Here is an 18,116-nt window from a genome sequence, read left to right on the forward strand (position 1 = left end):
GTGATGGAATGGTGTCCGATCAATGAACACCGCCGTTCCCCGCGGTGCGGGAACCGGTGACGATCGGGGTGTCATCAGAACGTTCTCTTCGGGGACGGAGGAGTCGATCGATGCCCGCAAGCGCGCCCGGTCCGCGGATCGTCATCGTCGGGGGTGGCATCGGTGGCCTGGCCGTCGGCGCCTTCCTGCGCCGCGCGGGGTTGACGGCCACCGTGTACGAGCAGGCGTCCGCCCTCACCGAGGTCGGCGCCGGGCTCGTGATGGCTCCCAATGCCGTACGGCTGCTGCGACGCCTCGGTGTCATGGAACGGTTCCTCCGCCGGGCCGTGCCGCTGGACTGGGGCTGGGAGTTCCGCCGCTGGGAGGACGGCAGCGTGCTGTCGGTCGAGCAGCTGAGCGGTGTGTGCGAGCGGCTCTACGGCGAGCGCACCTATGTCCTGCATCGGGCCGATCTGCTCGACACGGTCAGAGAGGCCGTGCCCGGCGAGTGGGTTCGGCTGGGCGCGCGGTGCACGGCGGTCGAGGCGGACCCGGACGGCGCGCTGGTGCGCTTCGCCGACGGCAGCCGGGTCCAGGCCGACGTCGTCATCGGCGCCGATGGCGTGCACTCCGTGGTCCGCGGCGCCGTGGCCGAGCCCTCGCCGCCGGAGTACTCCGGTATCTGCGCCTTCCGCACCATCGTGCCCGCCCACGCCGCTCCCGGCTTCGCCCTACGCCGTGCCCAGACGCTCTGGCTCGGGCCCGGCCGGCACTTCGTGCACTACCCGATCGCCGACGGGCAGGCGGTCAATGTCGTCGCGTTCGCCCCTGCCGGGGACTACACCGACGAGTCCTGGAGTGCGACGGCCACGATCGAGGAGTTCCACGCCGAGTTCGCCGGCTGGGATCCGCGGGTGACGGACCTGATCGCCGCCGGCGGTGTGCCCGGGCGCTGGGCGCTGCTGGACCGGGCGCCACTGCGACGCTGGAGCCGCGGCAGGGTCACCCTGCTCGGTGACGCGGCGCACCCCATGTTCCCCTTCTTCGCGCAGGGCGCGGCCCAGTCCATCGAGGACGCCGCGGTCCTGGCTCGCTGCCTGGCCGCGTGCGCGGACGACCCCGAGCAGGCGCTGAAGCAGTACGAGGAAGCACGCGTGGCACGCACCACGCGCCTTCAGCGGATCAGTCACGCCCGCAGGGACATCAACCACCTTGCCGACGGGCCCGAGCAACAGGCTCGTGACGCCGCACTGGCCGGATCCGACCCACTGGTCAGGAACGGCTGGATCTACGGCTACGACGCCGAGGAGGCGTCCGCCTCGTGAACGACCACGCCGACGACAGGAGGAACCTCAGCATGGCCAGCACCACTCCCCCGGTGTCGGACCGGCAACGTCAGGTCGAGGAGGACCTGGTCCGAACCGTGCTCGCATCGTTCCGCGAGACCCCGGATCCCCGGCTCAAGGAGCTGATGCAGGCCCTGGTGCGGCACCTCCACGCGTTCATCCGTGAGGTGCGCCTGACGGAGTCGGAATGGCAGCAGGCCATCGACTTCCTCACCGCGGCCGGGCACATCACCACGGACCGCCGCCAGGAGTTCGTGCTGCTGTCCGACGTCCTCGGCGCGTCCATGCAGACCATCAACGTTGACCACGAGGCCACCGCCGGCGCCACCGAGGCCACGGTGGTCGGCCCGTTCTTCGTCGAGGGCTCCCCCGAGATCCCGATCGGGGGTGACATGACCGCCGGCGCCCCGGGCGAACTCTGCTGGGTCGAGGGCACCGTCACCGACACCGGCGGCGACCCGGTCCCCGGCGCGCGCCTCGAGGTGTGGGAAGCCGACGAAGACGGTCTCTACGACGTGCAGTACGCGGATGATCACCTGGCCGGCCGGGCGCACCTGTTCACCGGCGACGAGGGCGACTACGCCTTCTGGGGGCTCACTCCCACGCCGTACCCCATCCCCCACGACGGGCCTGTCGGGGCCTTGCTCGACAAGACCCGGCGCTCGCCGCTGCGCGCGTCCCACCTGCACTTCATGGTCACCGCCCCCGGCCTGCGCACGCTCGTCACCCACATCTTCGTCGACGGCGACGGCCTGCTCGCCTCCGACGCGGTGTTCGGCGTCAAGGAATCCCTCGTCAAGCGGTTCGAACGGCAAGCCGCCGGGCACGCCGGCTCCTGACGGACGCGACCTGGCCGGGAAGAGCTGGTCCCGCGTGCGATTCGACATCGTGCTGCCAGTGCTAGACGGCCGCTGAGCCGTCGACGAACGAACAGGAGTACGACTGGTGCGTTTCGCACACGAGACCCTGGCGCAGCGCGTGTGCTTCGCCCCCGGCGAAGCGCCGGCGGTCGTGCGCGCCGAGGTGGAGCGGCTGGGCGGCTCGCGGGTGATGGTGATCGCGGCGGCATCCCAGGCCGGCATCGCCGGGAGGGTCACCGCCGATGTGCCGGTCGTGCTCGGCCACGACGAGGTGGTGATGCACGTTCCGGTCGAATCGGCCGAGCGGGCGCGCGCCGCGGCGGCCGAGCGGGAGGTGGATCTGATCGTGAGTGTCGGCGGGGGCTCCACGACCGGGTTGGCGAAGGCGATCGCGCTCACCAGCGGGATCCCGATCGTGGCCGTTCCCACGACGTACGCGGGGTCGGAGGCCACCAGCGTGTGGGGACTGACCGCGGGGGCGCGCAAGACCACCGGAGTGGACGCGCGGGTTCTGCCACGCTCGGTCGTGTACGACGCGACGCTGACGCTGTCGTTGCCGGTGGCCATGAGCGTCGCATCGGGGCTGAACGCCCTCGCGCACTGCGTGGATTCCCTGTGGGCGCCACGGACGGATCCGGTGGACCAGGCGCTGGCGGGCGAGGGCATTCGCGCGTTGGCGGCCGGATTGCCGGCGGTGGTGGCCGATCCCGCCGGGCTCGAGGGCCGTGAGCGGATGCTGTACGGGGCTTACCTGTCGGCGGTGGCGTTCTCCTCGGCGGGTTCGGGGCTGCACCACAAGATCTGTCATGTGCTGGGCGGCACGTACGAGCTGCCGCACGCGCAGACGCATGCCGTCGTGCTGCCGTACGTGCTGGCGTTCAACGGACCCGCCGCGCCGGCGGCCGAACGCCGGATCGCGGAGGCGTTCGGCACCCCCTCGGCTGTGGAGGGCCTGCGGCGTCTGCGGGTCGCGGTGGATGCTCCGAAGGCGCTGCGCGACTACGGGTTCGATGAGGCCGACATCGACGATGCCGTGAAGGCGATCCTGGAGGTGGTCCCGGCGAACAACCCACGCCCCGTGACCGCCCACGGCCTGCGGCGGCTGCTGCATGCCGCGTGGCAGGGCGCGGACGCACTCTAGTCATTTGGGGCGCACCGGGCCGCTCGAGCCGGCCGGACTCGCACGGGCAGGGACTGCCACGAGCGCAGCGTGTTGTTCGGGTGGCGGCGCGGTGTGCCGGTGAGTTCGATCCGTTCGACTCGGCCGGCCAGAGCGGTGAGCAGAGCCTCGGCTTCCAGGCGGGCGACGTGCTGGCCGACGCACTGGTGGATGCCCATGCCGAAACCGACGTGCCCGGACGGGTCGCGGGCAAGGTCGAACCGGTCGGGCTCGGCCCAGCGGGCTGGATCGCGGTTGGCCGACCCGAGGAACATGAGGATCTTCGTGCCCGCCGGGATGACGGTGCCGGCGATCGTCACGTCGGTGGTGGCGGTGCGGAAGAACGTCTGGACAGGCGACTGCCAGCGCACCGCCTCGTCGAACGCGACCCGCGCCGGCTCCGGCCGCTCACGAAGGCGTCGCCACTGGTCGGGGTGCGTGGCCAAACCGTAGAGCGCGGCCGCGAGGCCGTGCACGGTGGTGTCGACGCCGGCGGTGAGCAGGGAACGCACCACCAGCGGCGCCTGCTCGTACGTCAGCTCCCCACGGTCGGCGGCGGCCCAGATCCGGGCGCCGAACCCGTCCTCGCTCAGCGCCTCGCGGGCGCACTGGGCGGTCACCCACGCCGACAGTCCGGCCACGCGGTGCGCGTCGGCCCGTACCAGGTCATTGACGGGTCCGAAGGCGTTGAAGGCGAGGTTGCCGTACGGCAGGAGGTTCTCCCGCCCGTCGGGGCCGAGGCCCACGGCGTCCGGGAAGACCCGCAGCGGGAACGCCTCGGCCAGCGCGGTGAACGCGTCGAACTCCGGCCCGTTCGAGAGCACCTGGTCGACGAGTTCCTCGGCTCCCGTGGACCACGCCGCGCGCAGGCGGCGCAGAGCCGGCGGGGCGAGGATCTCGCGCAGCACCCGGCGGGGAGCGTCATGCCACGGCGGGTCGGCCTCCAGGAGCAGGCTCGGCGGGCGCCACGGCTCCTCGTTGCGGAAGTCGGCCAGGCCCACGCCCGCGCCCGACTCGAAGTGCTGCCAGTCCAGCAGGGCGGCGTGCACCTGCTCGTAGCGGGCCAGGGCGTGCACGTCGTAGCGGGACAGGTACACGACGGGACCGGCCTCGCGCAGAGTCTGGTGCAGCGGCTCCGGATTCAGGAGGACCTCGCGGGCGAACGGATCGGCATCGCTGACAGGCGGTACGACGGCGCGCTCCGGTGCTTCGGTCATTGCGGCTCCTTCGGGAAGCGCGGAGGTCTCACAGGTCGAGGACGAGACGGTCGCCGCAGGACCGCGACACGCACAGGAGCATGCAGTCGTTCGCGGCCCGTTCGTGGTCGGCGAGGATGGAGTCCCGGTGGTCGGGGCGGCCCTCCAGGACCGGCGTCAGGCATGTGCCGCAGGTGCCCTGCTCGCAGGAGGACAGCACGTCCGCTCCGGCTCGGCGCACCGCCTCCAGCACGGAGACGTCCGGGGTGACGGCGACGGTGCGTCCCGTACGCCGCAGTTCCACCTCGAACGGGGTGTCCCTGAGCGGCACGGCCTCGGCGGCGGCGAAGCGTTCGGTGCGCAGCGTGTACGGCGGCCAGGACGCGCAGGCCGCCTCCACCGCGGCGAGCAGCGGGGCCGGGCCGCAGCAGTAGACCTTGGTGTCCGGGCGCGGAGTGCTCAGCCAGGTGTTCAGATCCAGCAGCCCGAACTCGTCCTGCGGGACGATGCGCACCCGCTCGCCGTACGCCGCCGTCAACTCGTCGCGGAAGGCCATCGACGCACGGGTCCGGCCGCCGTACAGCAAACGCCAGTCCGCACCGAGCAGGTCCGCCTGCCGCACCATCGGCAGCAGCGGCGTGATGCCGATGCCGCCCGCGATGAACAGGTACTTCTCCGACGGCACCAGGGGGAAGTGGTTCCGCGGGCCGCCGACGCCGACCAGGTCACCCGGCCGGAGCCGGTCGTGAACCTGGGCGGACCCGCCCCGGCCCGCGGGCTCTCTCAGGACGGCGATCCGGTAGGTCCGCGCGTCCCATCGATCGCCGCACAGGGAGTACTGCCGGGTCGTCCCGTCCGGGAGTACCAGGTCGATGTGGGAACCCGGCGTCCAGTCCGGCAGCCGGGCGCCGTCCGGATGCCGGAGCGCGAGGGACACGACGCCCTCCGCCACCCGTTCCTTGGCGGAGACCGTGAGAGTCACCGCGTTCGCCGCTCTGCCCGGCGTCGGCCGTCCCGTGCCGGCGCCGGACACGGCACCCGCGACCACGCTGGTTCCGGCCACGTTCTCGCCTCCCGTCGTTGGCTTCCCGGCAGGATGCGCAACCAGGACGGACGGCCGCGAGGGCATTCTCAAACAGTGAGAGACGAACTTCCGGCGCGCTTTCACACCGCCTGCCTTCCGGCGCGCTTCACACCTCCTGCGCACTGCCGTCACGTGAGCCACGACGTCGGCCGCCGGCATGAGGGCCTCGATCGCGCGAGACACCGCGTACTTTTCAGCTCCAGGCCTGTCGTTCCCGGCTGCGCGGGTCGTCGACCTGGGTCCACTCGGCGTCGATGCGCATCGTGGCCCTGCGTTCGGTGTCGTACGGGTCCCAGCCGGGGTCGCCGGTCCTGGCGAACCGGACCCAGGTCTCGTGCATGCGGACGGCGAGATCGGCGGGGGCTTGTCGGGGCCGAGCATGGCGGCGGGGCCGTGCAGCCGAGGCAGGTGCGCGAGATCGAAGACGAAGGGCAGCTCGACCGCGTGGGTGGCGCCGAGCTCTCCGTTCAGGGCATGGGAGCGCCTCGACGATCGGGGCCGCCGCGAAGAGGCGGCCAGCGCACGGTCGGCTCGCACCTCTACCGCAGCTTCCCCAAGCTCGGCGTCACCGCCCGATCCCAGCTGCGCGACCTCATCGAGGGCGCCCTCGCGAGGGCCGGCCACCAGGAATAAGGGCACGCCCTCCTCTGTCGTGCCTCTGGCTGGCGGCTTCACGGCGGTGGTCACCTCGTTGGCGATCGTGCCCCCGCGGCCCCGTACACCCTGTCCATGCGGATCAGGAAGCGGTCGGTGTCGAAGGCCGGTACGCCCTGGCGATGCTGAGCAGGGCGACGGCCCGGGGGGCCGGTTCGGTGATGGTGCGGGCGATGCGCTCGGCACGGTCAGTGTCGTGTTCCGCGCCGATCTGGGCGATTCGCGACAGCGCGTGCGCTCGGCGCTGCGGGTCGCTGATCGCCGACGTGATGATCCGCTCGGCCTGGCCCGGACTGTAGGTGGCCACGACCGCGGCGATCTCACCGAAGAGGCCTGGGTCCGGCTCGAGATTTGCGCCCGCCATGCCGGCGAGGCGCTCGGCGTCGTCAACGAGCCTGCGGGCGTTGCCGGGATCGGTCACAGCCACGGCCTTGGCGGCGAGGGCGAGAGCGACCGCGCGCTGGTCCACGGCGTGGACATGGTGGGCCAGACGCTCCGCCCGGTCCGCATCGACATCGGCGAGCACCGGGATGAGCTCGATCATCAGCCGCCCGCGCAGACCGCAGTCGTTGATCTGAAACGCGGCCCGTTCGGCCTCCGGAGAACGCAGCCGGATCAGCGCTTCGCCGATGTCGAACTTGATCAGGTCTCTGGTGGTGCTGGACGAGACATCGCCGTCGACACCGAGCTCAGTGAGTCTCAGGAAACCTCGTGCGGTCTCCGGGTCGTGGGCGGCGACGACATTGGCGAGGCGCGCCCGCGCCCGGTGCCGTTCCGCGTCGCCGGAGATGTACTCGAGGAGGCGTTTAGCCTCCTTCTGGAGCCATGGGGTCTTTGCCAGGTCGCCGGCGGCCAGCGCGTGGACGACGGCCGCGCGGGCGCCGTCCCGCTCGGCGTGCGCGATTCCGCCGAGCGCCCGTTCGGCGTCTTTGAGGATCCTGGCGGCGCGCACCGGATCATAGGCCGCGATACGGGCCGCGATGTGCGCGAGGGCCCCCGACTGGTGGAGAGGATCGAGGGTGCGGGCGAGGCGTTCGGCATCGTCGGTGTCGTATCGCACGGCCGTATCGGCCAACGCGACGATCACGTCCTGGCGCCGTGCCGGATCGGGGATGCCACGCGCCGCGTTCTCGGCCCGGGCGGGGTCGTGCGGATACCATGCGCGTGCGACCAGTCCCAACAACGCCTCGGTGTTCTGGGCGGTGAAGAATTCCCGGTCGGGATCCGCGCGGGCGAAGTTCTCCGCGCTTTCCAGAAGCCCTCGTGCACGCTCGGCCGTGAGCACATCCACGATCGCCGACCAGGCGGTCAGCAGTTCGATCCAGACCAGCGACAGGGCGAAGGCGTCGTCGGTAGCGCCGATCAGGCGTTCGGCGTCGTCGATGAGACCACCCACGCGGCCGGGTTCATCGACGCACGCCTCTGCGGCGATTCTGATGAGCGCACGGGCCTGCTCGGGCGGGGAGTCGATGGACCGTGCGGCGGCCTCGGCGTCGTCGATCAACCGGCGCCGGACGGCGAACCGGTCCGCGCTCGAGGTCTGCGCGGCCGGCCGCGCCGGGCCACTGGAGACGGTGGTGTCCGCTCCGGCGGAGAGCAGGTCACCGATCCTCTCCAGCCTCGCCACGACGGCGGCGGCGCCGGCGGGACGGTCTTCGGGGTCTTTGGCCAACAGTTCCAGAACGAGCGCGTCGAGTTCTGCAGGCACCTCGGAACGGACGGCCCGTGGACCGGCCGGCGCCACCGCCAGGTGCCGGTGCATGAGCGCCGGTAGCCCTCCGGCGGCGAAGGGCGGCCGGCCGGTGAGCAGAGCGTGCAGAACACATCCGAACGAGTACAGGTCCGCGCGTGCGTCGACCCGCTCTCCCCGCCACTGCTCCGGCGACATGTAGTGCGGCGTGCCCAGCGCCTCGCCCTTGGCGGTGAGGGGTGATGTGGCATGCGCGGCCCACGCGATTCCGAAATCGCAGATCTTCACCTGTCCGTCGACCACGAACAGGTTGGAGGGTTTCAGATCACGATGGACGACACCGCGGTCATGAGCGACGGCCAGGGCCTGGCCGATCTGCACGCCCAAGGATATGACCCGGTCGATGGGCAGACCGGTCGGCGCGGTGGCCAGCAAGTCTGACAGATCCCGGCCGACCAGCAACTCCATCACGATGAACCACTGATCGCCATCTCGGTCGACGTCGTGCACCACGGCGATTCCGGGATGCTGCAGTCCGGCCGCGATCAGTGCCTCACGACGGAACCGCTGGATCAGCCGGGGATCGGAATGGAGACTCAACAGCACCTTGATCGCGACGCGTCGATGCAGTCTCTGATCGAAGCCGCGCCAGACCTCGCCGAAGGCACCGCGGCCGATTCGTTCCTCCAGCCGGTAGCGCTCACCGAGTTCGTTCCCGGGCTCCACCGCATGGACCTCCGGTGCCGTCGATCACAGTTCGAGAGACCGGCTATGGCAGGCGATTCATCCTCACCAGATCTGCTCTGAAATAGACGTCCCGCGAACCGGATTGGTTTCCACCCCGCCTCGCTTGCCACGAAGACGATTCGTGCTCGGGCGACGGCGTCGAAACCGTCAGCGCCATGAGCGGCGGGGGCAGGCCTTCGCCTGGGCCAGCAGGGCGCGTATCTGCAGCACGCCGTGGGCCGGGTTGCGCAGCGGGGTCGGGAAGGGCAGGCGTACGTCGTGGTATCCGCTCGCCCGGCGAAGGCGCAGGACGACGCCGTAGCGGTCCAGCCGCAGCGGGTCCACGCAGGTCACGCCGTGCAGGAGCCGGCGGTCGACGAGCTGGGCCAGGAGCTCGACGGCGTCCCCGTGGGCGCCGGCGAGGTGGGTGAGCAGCTCCGCCTCGGTCGCCGCGAGCGGATCGGGCTCGACGGCGGCCAGCTCGTCCATTTCCAGCTCGAACCGCTGACCGTCGTACTGGAGCTCGGCGATCTCCGTCTCGAAGCACAGGGCCTGCGCGCTCGCGCCCTGACGGTCGAAGCTCAGCCGGCCTCCCAGCAGGACGCGGGCGCGGACCCGGTCGGACACCGTCACCGGAGCGACGTCGGTGAACGCCAGCGAGGCCGCAAGGCCGCCACCCGGTGCCCAGGCCACCTCCACGCCCACGTGGCTACCGGCCGGAACCGTGAGCAGCAGGCGGCCGGGTGTCTCCAGCGAGTGCAGGCCGACGAGGTCGACGCGGTGTCCCTCGGTGGTCAGGGTCAGGGACGAGGCCGCCTCGAGCACGGAACGGACCAGCTCGGCGGGGGTCGGTTCCGTGACCGGTGCTGCGAAGTGATCGGTGGCGGACATCCAGCCTCCATAAATTAGGTAAGGCTAACCTTAGCTAGAGAAACGATGTCCATGACAGGCCCTGCCACTCTCGCTAGTGCTTCGATTTTCGGAATATCCTATAGTCTGAGTTATGTCAGACAGAGAGATCACGGTCGCCCGGTTGAGCGCCGCGATCCGGCGTTACCAGCGCGAGATCGACGCCTTCGACCAGGCCGTCGCCGAACGGCTGGGGCTCAACCGAACCGATCTTCGGTGCGTCGACCTACTCCTGGACCGGCCGCTCAGCCTGACCGAGCTGGCCGAACACGCCGGTCTCAGCCAGTCCGCGATGACGACGGCACTCGACCGCCTGGAAAGGGCCGGATACGCCTGCAGAACCCGTGACCCCGACGATCGGCGCCGCTACCTCGTGCAGCTCACACCCGCCGTCCTGACCCGCATCGCCGAGATCTTCAAACCGTTCGCGGCCGAGGCCACCGCCGAGCTTGACCGCTATTCCGTATCCGAGCTGGAGACCCTGGTCCGGTTCTTCGCCGACGGGTCCGAGCGGCGGGCCCGCCACGCCCAGCGCCTCCGGACCACACCGAAGGTTCGCCAACGGTCCGCACGCCCGGACGACGTCTCGCCGAACACGAGCCCGTCGGGCTCGTGAAGGGAAGGCACAGCATGACCGACATACGACCCGCGTCCCCCGGCACGGCCGCGCGGCCCGCGACCGGCTCCCTCGTCCGATGGGGCTGGATCGGCCTGATCTCGGAAGTCGTCGCCGTGTGCACGTGGCTGGCGGCCGGCGCATGGCAGGGCTCCGACTACAGCCCGGTTCACCACGACATCAGCGACATGGGCGCCCTCACCGCCCCGCACGCGTGGGCGTACCTCATCCCGCAGGCGCTCGCCGGTGCCGGAAGTATCGCCTTCATCCTCTTCGGGCTGCGTCCGTCGCTCGCATACGACGGGCGAGCCGGCCGATCCGGCCCCTGGCTGGCCGCGCTCTCGGGGGTTCAAGACCTGACCGACGCGGCGTTCCGGCTCGACTGCCGGGCCGCCGACGGCTGCGGCCAGGCCCGCGCGACCGCTTCCTGGCATGCGCAGCTGCACAGTGCGATCGGCTTCGCATGCGTCCTGGTGCTGATCGTCACGCCGTTCGTGCTCGCCCGCCGCTTCAGGCGCCTGCCACAGTGGCGTAGGTTCACCGTTCCCTCGGTCCTGCTGGGAATCGTCTTCATCATCGGCCTGATCGCGGTGCTGGCACCCCAGACGGCCGCATATCAGGGACTGAGCCAGCGAACGCTCGCAATCGGCGGCGCGATCTGGGGCATCGCCGTGGCGGCCCACGTCGTCCGGCTGGGACGAGACGGGAACCGTCGCTGACCGATGTCAGTGCCACCACCAGGCCGGAACCGTCCCGGTGTCGGCGGTCTCGGCGGGAGTGTCATCCCCGATCTGCCGGGATGCCCGGCTCCGGCCGTACGGATGAAACGGATGGCTGGAACAGGGCACACGCGGCGCTCGCCGCGAGCAGCAGCGTGCCGGTGAGCAGGCCGGCGCGAGACCGTACGGGCCGTCGGCCATCGCTCCGCTGATGAGCGGACCGGCGCACTGCCCGACCCCGAACGCGGCGGTGAGGCCGGCGATCGCGGGCGGCCACTGGGTGGGCGGCAGGGTCTGGCGTGCGGCGGCGGTGACGGTCGCGCTGACCGAGAAGAAACCGCCGAACAGCGCGGCGGAGGCCAGCTCGGCCGCGCGGGTGCCCGAAAGAAGGGGAAGGGCCGACGCCAGCGCGGTCATCGCCACCGGCGCGGCGACCCCGCCGCCCCCGCCGATCCGGCTCAGTGGCGCGGCCAGAGTCAGGCCGATCACGATGCCGACCGCGCCGAGGACGAACCAGAACCAGACGAGCTGGCCCGGCGTGCGCCCGTTGCCGCGCAGGTAGGCGACGGAAAAGGTCATATAGGTGATGTAGCCCGCGCCGAACAACCCGTACGAGGCGAGGAGCGCGCCGACGCGACGGCGCTCCCACGACCGCGGGCCGCCGCCCCGGACCGGCCGGGCGAGCGGCATCCGCGCCAGCACCGGGGCGACCAGCGCCACGCACACCGTGCACAGCGCGCCGGCCAGCAGCCAGCCGGTACGCCAGTGCCCGCTGACGGCGACGGGCGTGACGAGGAGAGCCGACACCGCGATGCCCAGCCCGGGCCCGGCGAAGTACATCCCCAGGGCGCGCGTCTCGCGCTCGGCGGTGAGTCGCGTCAGCACCGCGGCGCCCGCGACGAAGGCGACAGCCCCCGCCGCTCCGGCGACCGCCGCGGCGCGCGGGCGCGCTCGCCGATTGCGATCCGCCGAGGCGGGCCGCGGGCGTCGCGGCCGGCCTGCACGCGGTGGTGCCGCTGCCGGAGGGCACGCGCGACGCGCTCGCCCGCCTGGACCGGGTGGGTGTGGCCGTGAACGACATGAGCCGCTACACCGGCGCACCGAACCCGAACGCCCTTGTCGTCGGCTACGCGACACCACCGGGCCACGCCTGGCCGGCCGCCCTGACCGCCCTCACCACCGCTCTCGATCCGTGACCTGAACCAGTGCTCAGGCACTGTCTGGGGTTCGAACGCCCGCGCCCGGTCTCATGGGACCTGCGGCGCGACAGTGCCGACCTCGGTCAGGACCGTTCTGGGCGCGTGGCCCGTGCGGTGATCACCGTTGGGGTCAGTGGGTGTAGTGGTCCAGCAGCCAGGTGGTGATCGCGCGGGTGGCTCCGCCGAGGGCCCCGCGTAGCGCGGCTGCGGCGAGCAGGAGTCGTTCGGCGCGGGTCAGGTCGGGAGAGGTCATCGCAGGTCTCCTTCATCCGGTGTGGACGGGTGGTGTGCCGTCGGCTGGTGTCCAGGCTGTGCCCGCCCTGGGGTCCGGTTCTGAGTTGCGATGAGTGCGCGGGTACGCCCGGGCGTGTGCGCGTTTCAGCCCGCGTTGGCCGTCGGCGGGGTGATGATGGTTTGCGATGGGTGGCGATGGCAAGGTCGGTCCGGTGCGGCGGCCGCGTGTGATCGAGCGGCCTCGGGTGCCGCGCGGGCCGCTGGGTGATCTCAAGGCCTTGCTGTATGAGCTGTATCTGGAGGCCGGGGCTCCTTCGCTGGATGAGATCGTCGCCTGGGTCGCGGCGGACGATCGGCTGCCTGGGGCTCCGGGACGGGACACGATCAACCGGATCATCGGGGGCGCCGAGGTGCCGCCTTCGCAGGCCGATGTACTGGCGGTGGTCACCGTGCTGGCCCGCGCGGCCCGGTGGGATCGCGGCGATGCCATGGGCCGAGCCCGGGAGCTGTGGGTCGCGGCCCGGATGGACTCGGCCGTGGGGGTGCCGCTCGCCCAGGTGAGTGACCCGTTCGCCTTGGAAGTGCACCGGCCGATCAGTTTGCGTGAGGAGGAAGGTTTCCCGGTCCTGCCCGTGTACGTGCGGCGACGTCATGATGGGCGGCTGGCCCAACTGGTGGCTCAGACCGCGGGAGGCGCGAGTGCGATGGCGGTGCTGGTGGCCGGGTCCTCAGCAGGCAAGACCCGGGCGTGTTGGGAAGCGTTGGAGCCGCTGCGGGAAGCGGGCGGTTGGCGATTGTGGCACCCTTTCGACCCGACCCGGCCCGAGGCGGCGCTGGAGGCGCTGGGCCGGGTGGGGCCGCGCACGGTGGTGTGGCTGAACGAGACGCAGGAGTACCTGGGGGCGCGCGGCGACGGTGGGGAGAGGGTCGCAGCCAGGCTGCGCAGCCTGCTGAGCGATCCGGCGCGGGCGCCGGTGCTGGTGCTGGGCACCTTGTGGCCCGAGCACCATGCGGCCTTGACTCAGCGTCCTGGGTCACAGGTACGGCTGGTGCTGGAGGGCACGGTCATCGAGGTACCCGAGGCGTTCACCGGAACCGACCTGGCCGCCCTGAAGCAGGCGGCCATGATGGATCCTCGGCTGGCCTTGGCGGTCGAGCGTGCCGATGACGGTCAGATCACGCAGTACCTGGCGGGCGGGCCGGAGTTGCTGGAGCGGTTCCACGCCGCCCCGCCCGCGGCCAAGGCGTTGATCTTGGCGGCGATGGACGCCCGCCGCATGGGGCATCGCAACGCCCTGCCGCACGCCCTCCTGGCGGAGGCCGTACCGGCCTACTTGACCGACGCCCAATGGGACCGGCTGGGCGCAGACTGGCTGGAGCAGGCCCTGGCCCACACCTGTCAACCCTGTAAAGGCGCGCAGGGGCCGGTCACCCGGATCCGCCCACGCACCGGCCGCCGGACAACTCCCGCCGGCACGAGCGACGACGCGCCGGTGTACCGGCTGGCCGACTACCTCGACCGGTACGGCCGTGCCTATCGCGCCGACCAGATCCCTCCGATCGGCTTCTGGGCCGCGGTCGCCGCCCACGCCGACCCGACCGACCTGAACGCCCTCGGACGCGCCGCCTATGACCGCGGGCTGTACCGAGACGCCGTCCAACTCCACAAACACGCCACCGCCTGCGGCGATCCTCGGGCCGCCGGCTCCCTCATCGCCTGCACGCACTACCCGGACCTGGCCACTCGCCCGGCTGCCCGCTGGGCCGTTGCCCATGCCGCTCTCGATGCCCCAGAAGCCGTTGCGACGCTGCTGAACTGGTTGCGCGAGGACGAGGCGTACGCAGAGCGCGCCGCGCTGCTGGCCCGCGACCCCGCCGCCCACGTAGTTCTCAACGACCCGGGCGCCGTTGCCGGCCTGCTGCACTCGTTGCGCGACGTGGGGGCATATGACCAAGCAGCCGTGCTGCTGGCCCGTGACCCGGCCGCCCATGCGGTCCTCGACGACCCGACCGACGTCGCTCTACTGCTGGAAAAGCTACGTGAGGCGGGGGCGGACGACCAGGTCGCCGTGCTGCTGGCCCATGACCCGGCCGCCCGTGTCGCCCTCGATCACTCGTACGGCGTCGTCGATTACTCCTACGGCATCATCTGCCTACTCGAAGCGCTCCATGCGGTAGGGGCGGACGACCAGGCTGCGGCACTCGCCGAACGGGTCGCCGCCCAGGTCTCCGTCGACAATCCAGAAGCCGTCGCAAGCCTGCTGGACAAGCTGGGTGAGCTGGGCGCGGACGACGAGGCTGCCGCACTCGCCGAACGGTCCATCGCCCACGTCGCCGTCGACACCCCGGAAGCCGTGGCCAGACTGTTGAACGCGTTGCATCGTAACGATCAGGTCGCCATGTTGCTGGCCCGTGACCCCGCTGCCCATGTCGCTCTCGACGACGCGGACGCCGTTGGCGCACTGCTGTTCGGGCTGCATGTGAAGCGGGCGAAGACCCAGCTGACCGTACTGACCGAACGGATCGCTGAGGTCGCCGTCGACAACAACGCCGGTGCCGTCTCCGGCCTGCTGGACGGGCTGCGCGCGGTAGGGGCGGAGGATCAGGTCGCCGTGTTGCTGGCCCGTGATCCCGCCGCCCACGTCCCGCTGAACGACGCGCAAAGCATCGCCGCTCTGTTGCACCGCCTCCATGCGCTGGGAGCGGACGACCAGGTCACCGCCTTGCTGGCCCGTGGCCCCGCCGCCCACGTCCCGCTGAACGACGCGCAAAGCATCGCCGCTCTGTTGCACCGCCTCCATGCGCTGGGAGCGGACGACCAGGTCACCGCCTTGCTGACTCGTGGCCCCGCCGCCCACGTCCCGCTGAACGACGCGCAAAGCATCGCCGCTCTGTTGCACCGCCTCCATGCGCTGGGAGCGGACGACCAGGTCACCGCCTTGCTGGCCCGTGATCCCGCCGCCCACGTCACCCTCGACGACTCGTACGGCATCGTCCGCCTGCTTGGCGCGCTACGTGCGGTGGGGGCGGACGACGAGGCCGCCGCGCTCGCCGAACGCTTGCCTGCCGCAGGCCTGTTCCATCAGTTCATGGAGATCGGTGATCATAAGGAGCGGTTCCGGTTCGGGCGGGAACCGGACGGGACCGCCGCCGCTCCCTGGGCGTGGGAGGATCTGGAGTAAGGAGCATTCCCGCGTGCGCGGGGAGCACTGCGGAACCGGCTGCTCGACGTAGCGAGGAGTGAGGGCCGGGGTGCGGCCCTCACTCCCGGTGTTCTCGAATCAGGGACCGCTGGTCAGGTAGGCGACGGTGCTGCCGGAACGGACGGCGCCGCCGGAGTTGTTGATGACGTGGCTGATGGTGCCGGTGCCGCCGAGGGAGACGGTGACCATGTCGTGGAAGGCCGAGCCGGTGGAGGGGACCTCGATGGCCCGGTCGGCGACCACGCCCGAGTTCGTACTGAAGTAGCAGTAGACGCCGAGCCCCCAGGCCTGGTGGGAGGTGACGCCCGCGGCGACCTTGTAGGAGGGGTAGCCGTTGGTGCCGCCGCCCGGCGTCCAGCTCGCGTTGTCGGGGACGTCGTACGGCATCTCGGACTGGTAGAAGTACGTGCGGCCGCCGTTGCCGTTCCACAGCACCTGATACTGCTGATAGTGCTCGGCGAACAGGCCGTACGCCGTGACGTCCGCGCCGTTGACGACCAGGCCGTTGGCGGCGGTGTTGGTGTTCCAGTCGACGGTGCCGCCGTTGCCGTGGTCTGCGCGCCAGAGCCACGAATGGTCGATGATCGTGTTGTTGCTGTTGACCACCAGCGACTGGGTGGCCTTGCCGGCGACGTCGCCGCCGACGCGGAAGAACACGTCGTGCAGGGTGATGGGGTCGGCGGAGTGGCCGGCGGAGGAGCCCGCGGGACCGACCTGCATGAGCGTCTGGCTGTTGGTGGTGCCGGCGCTGATGATCAGGCCGGAGATGTCGATGCCGTCGACGTCGGCGGTGGTGATGGCGGTGACGCCGTTGTCCGGCACGAACGTGGCCAGGCCGAGCCCGAGGACGACGGTGTCGGACCGCGTGATGTTCAGCGGCGCGTTCAGGTGGTAGACCCCCGGGGTCACCAGCAGGTTCTTGCCGGACGCGAGGGCCGCGTTGATGGTCGCCGCGGTGTCGCCGGACTTGACGACGTAGAACTGGCTGATGGGAATGGTGGCGCCGGCCGTGCTGCCGGAGGTCCAGTCGGTCCCGACGGAGTTGGTGCGCTGGGCGGGAACGCGCACGTTGTAGAGGCCGGAAGAGTCGACGTAGAGGTACGGCTTCTCGCGCAGTGTCGGGGTGGCGGACACGTTGGTGTACGTCGGGAAGGACTGCCCGGGGGCGCCGGTGTCGCCGACGAACACCATGTTCCAGTTCGAGCCGGTCCAGCTGCCCATCGCGGTGTTGCGGGTGAGGAACTGCTGCTGGGTGCCGGAGTTGATCTGGCCCGAGACACGGCTGTCGCCGATGTATCCGCCGGATGACCAGTTGCTGGAGTTGTTGCCCGAGGTGTAGTCGTCCAGCGTCATGTTGCCGTGGACGTCGACGCGCCGGAACGGGTCGGCCTGCGAGACCGCCCATTCCAGGGTGCCGGAGCTGGGCGTGTCAGAGAGGTTCTCGACTCCGCGCCAGAAGTTCTGCGTGGCGTTGCCGCCGGACCAGGCCGCGTCCACGTGCACGCCGCCGCCGGTCAGCGAGACGTCGGTGGGCTGGGCGCCGAGCCCGGCCACCTGCGTGTAGAAGCCGACGGGGACGTCGACGTTGTAGCTGCCGGGCATGAACAGCATCGCGTACCGGTTCGTCCCGAACTGGTTGGTCTGCTGGGAGCTGTAGACCGAGTTGATCGTGGACTGGATGCTCGATGCCGACATCGACGGGTCGAAGATCTTGACGTTCGGTCCGAGATCGGGGTTGTTCGGGTTGGTCGGCGGCGTGTTCCCGCCCACGGGAGTGAGGGTGAACGACTGGGCGCCGGTGCCGTTGCAGGTGTACTGCTGGAGCTGGACACCGTCGGCGGTCGACGCCCCGGGGACGTCCAGGCATTTCCCGCTGTAACGGTCGACGAAGTGGTAGTTGCCGCCGGACTCCTGCACCGGCTGCCACTCCTGGCTCGTCCAGCCGCCGTTCGACCACAGGTGGATCTTGGCGCCGTCGGCGGTCGAGGGGCCGTCGACGTCGACCGCGGGCTGCGATCCGTTGGCGTTGACGATCACGTAGTAGCCGGCGTCGGCGGCGGTCTTCAGCTGCCACTGCTGGGCGGTGGTGGCGTTGCAGGTGTACTGCTGCACGGCGGTGCCGTTGGCGGTTCCGGCCGCGGCGGCGTCGACGCACTTGCCGCTGTTGGCGCTGACGAAGGTGTAAGGCGTGTCGACCGTGATTGCCGCGGACACGGGCGCGGCGGCGAGGGCGCACAGGGCGGCGACCGCCAGCACGGTCGCCGAGCTCAGCGCGAGCGCGCGTCTACCGGACAGATGTCGCATGGGGGTTCCTTCGCTTCGGGGCAGGATCGCGGTGGATCGCAGCGGAGGCATGGCGCATTTCGTGGGGCCCGACGCGCTGGCGGGCACGTGCCGGCCCCGGTCGGGACGTTCCGGTTCCGGTTCCGGTTCCGGCCCGCCCGTTGCCTCCGTCGAGGCGCGTGCCGGGCCCGGACGCCGCAACGGTGGCAACTGGAAGGAAACACCGAACGAAACAACGTGTCAATCAGATGACGCCTCT

At 70.9% G+C, this 18,116-nt stretch carries 16 protein-coding genes; 8 read left to right on the top strand and 8 right to left on the bottom strand.

What is annotated here, in order from left to right; translation table 11 throughout:
* Positions 1-110 precede the first annotated feature (110 nt).
* The 3 genes from ACYVF7_RS29700 to ACYVF7_RS29710 all read left to right on the top strand — a co-directional run bounded on the left by ACYVF7_RS29700 (position 111) and on the right by ACYVF7_RS29710 (position 3,326).
* Positions 111-1,304, top strand: coding sequence for an FAD-dependent monooxygenase (locus tag ACYVF7_RS29700; protein WP_460347240.1), 1,194 nt, complete (start codon positions 111-113; stop codon positions 1,302-1,304).
* Positions 1,301-2,164: a dioxygenase family protein gene (locus ACYVF7_RS29705; protein WP_460347242.1), complete on the top strand. Its 864-nt coding sequence runs from the start codon at positions 1,301-1,303 to the stop codon at positions 2,162-2,164. Before ACYVF7_RS29700 ends, ACYVF7_RS29705 begins: the two co-directional genes overlap by 4 nt.
* 106 nt (positions 2,165-2,270) lie before the next feature.
* Complete coding sequence (locus tag ACYVF7_RS29710; RefSeq protein WP_460347244.1) at positions 2,271-3,326, top strand: maleylacetate reductase; 1,056 nt, start codon at positions 2,271-2,273, stop codon at positions 3,324-3,326.
* Here ACYVF7_RS29710 and ACYVF7_RS29715 read toward each other — a convergent pair.
* The 3 genes from ACYVF7_RS29715 to ACYVF7_RS29725 all read right to left on the bottom strand — a co-directional run bounded on the left by ACYVF7_RS29715 (position 3,323) and on the right by ACYVF7_RS29725 (position 5,964).
* The gene (locus tag ACYVF7_RS29715; RefSeq protein WP_460347246.1) at positions 3,323-4,561 is read right to left on the bottom strand and encodes a cytochrome P450; all 1,239 of its coding nucleotides are present in this window, start codon (positions 4,559-4,561) and stop codon (positions 3,323-3,325) included. The genes ACYVF7_RS29710 and ACYVF7_RS29715 overlap by 4 nt on opposite strands.
* Positions 4,562-4,589: 28 nt before the next feature.
* Positions 4,590-5,603 carry a PDR/VanB family oxidoreductase gene (locus tag ACYVF7_RS29720; RefSeq protein ID WP_460347248.1) on the bottom strand — a complete coding sequence of 338 codons (1,014 nt, stop codon included), beginning with the start codon at positions 5,601-5,603 and terminating at the stop codon, positions 4,590-4,592.
* Positions 5,604-5,817: 214 nt separating this feature from the next.
* Positions 5,818-5,964, bottom strand: a complete 147-nt coding sequence (locus ACYVF7_RS29725) for a hypothetical protein (RefSeq protein WP_460347250.1) — start codon at positions 5,962-5,964, stop codon at positions 5,818-5,820.
* A gap of 68 nt (positions 5,965-6,032) precedes the next feature.
* Between ACYVF7_RS29725 and ACYVF7_RS29730 the strand changes: the two genes are divergently transcribed.
* Complete coding sequence (locus tag ACYVF7_RS29730; protein ID WP_460347252.1) at positions 6,033-6,257, top strand: hypothetical protein; 225 nt, start codon at positions 6,033-6,035, stop codon at positions 6,255-6,257.
* A gap of 103 nt (positions 6,258-6,360) precedes the next feature.
* On the opposite strand, the gene ACYVF7_RS29735 is transcribed toward ACYVF7_RS29730, so the two are convergent.
* Complete coding sequence (locus ACYVF7_RS29735) at positions 6,361-8,694, bottom strand: serine/threonine-protein kinase (protein WP_460347254.1); 2,334 nt, start codon at positions 8,692-8,694, stop codon at positions 6,361-6,363.
* A 168-nt stretch (positions 8,695-8,862) separates the two neighbouring features.
* Positions 8,863-9,585 (bottom strand): DUF2470 domain-containing protein, encoded by a 723-nt coding sequence (locus tag ACYVF7_RS29740; RefSeq protein ID WP_460347256.1) that lies wholly within the window; start codon positions 9,583-9,585, stop codon positions 8,863-8,865.
* Between the two features lie 112 nt (positions 9,586-9,697).
* Between ACYVF7_RS29740 and ACYVF7_RS29745 the strand changes: the two genes are divergently transcribed.
* Positions 9,698-10,219, top strand: coding sequence for a MarR family winged helix-turn-helix transcriptional regulator (locus ACYVF7_RS29745; RefSeq protein WP_460347258.1), 522 nt, complete (start codon positions 9,698-9,700; stop codon positions 10,217-10,219).
* A 14-nt stretch (positions 10,220-10,233) separates the two neighbouring features.
* Positions 10,234-10,938, top strand: coding sequence for a DUF998 domain-containing protein (locus tag ACYVF7_RS29750; RefSeq protein WP_460347260.1), 705 nt, complete (start codon positions 10,234-10,236; stop codon positions 10,936-10,938).
* A 6-nt stretch (positions 10,939-10,944) separates the two neighbouring features.
* Here the strand turns inward: ACYVF7_RS29750 and ACYVF7_RS29755 are convergent, their stop codons facing one another.
* On the bottom strand, positions 10,945-12,039 hold the full coding sequence (locus ACYVF7_RS29755) for a YbfB/YjiJ family MFS transporter (protein ID WP_460347262.1): 1,095 nt from the start codon (positions 12,037-12,039) through the stop codon (positions 10,945-10,947).
* Between ACYVF7_RS29755 and ACYVF7_RS29760 the strand changes: the two genes are divergently transcribed.
* Complete coding sequence (locus ACYVF7_RS29760; protein ID WP_460358639.1) at positions 11,946-12,134, top strand: hypothetical protein; 189 nt, start codon at positions 11,946-11,948, stop codon at positions 12,132-12,134. The genes ACYVF7_RS29755 and ACYVF7_RS29760 overlap by 94 nt on opposite strands.
* Before the next feature lie 133 nt (positions 12,135-12,267).
* Here the strand turns inward: ACYVF7_RS29760 and ACYVF7_RS29765 are convergent, their stop codons facing one another.
* Positions 12,268-12,390, bottom strand: coding sequence for a hypothetical protein (locus ACYVF7_RS29765; RefSeq protein ID WP_460347264.1), 123 nt, complete (start codon positions 12,388-12,390; stop codon positions 12,268-12,270).
* Positions 12,391-12,616: 226 nt separating this feature from the next.
* On the opposite strand from ACYVF7_RS29765, the gene ACYVF7_RS29770 reads away from it, so the two are divergent.
* Positions 12,617-15,553, top strand: a complete 2,937-nt coding sequence (locus tag ACYVF7_RS29770) for a hypothetical protein (RefSeq protein ID WP_460347266.1) — start codon at positions 12,617-12,619, stop codon at positions 15,551-15,553.
* 99 nt (positions 15,554-15,652) lie between these two features.
* Here ACYVF7_RS29770 and ACYVF7_RS29775 read toward each other — a convergent pair whose 3' ends face one another.
* Positions 15,653-17,878 (bottom strand): RICIN domain-containing protein, encoded by a 2,226-nt coding sequence (locus ACYVF7_RS29775; protein ID WP_460347268.1) that lies wholly within the window; start codon positions 17,876-17,878, stop codon positions 15,653-15,655.
* Between the last annotated feature and the right edge of the window lie 238 nt (positions 17,879-18,116).

Source organism: Actinoallomurus acanthiterrae (genome assembly GCF_054775715.1).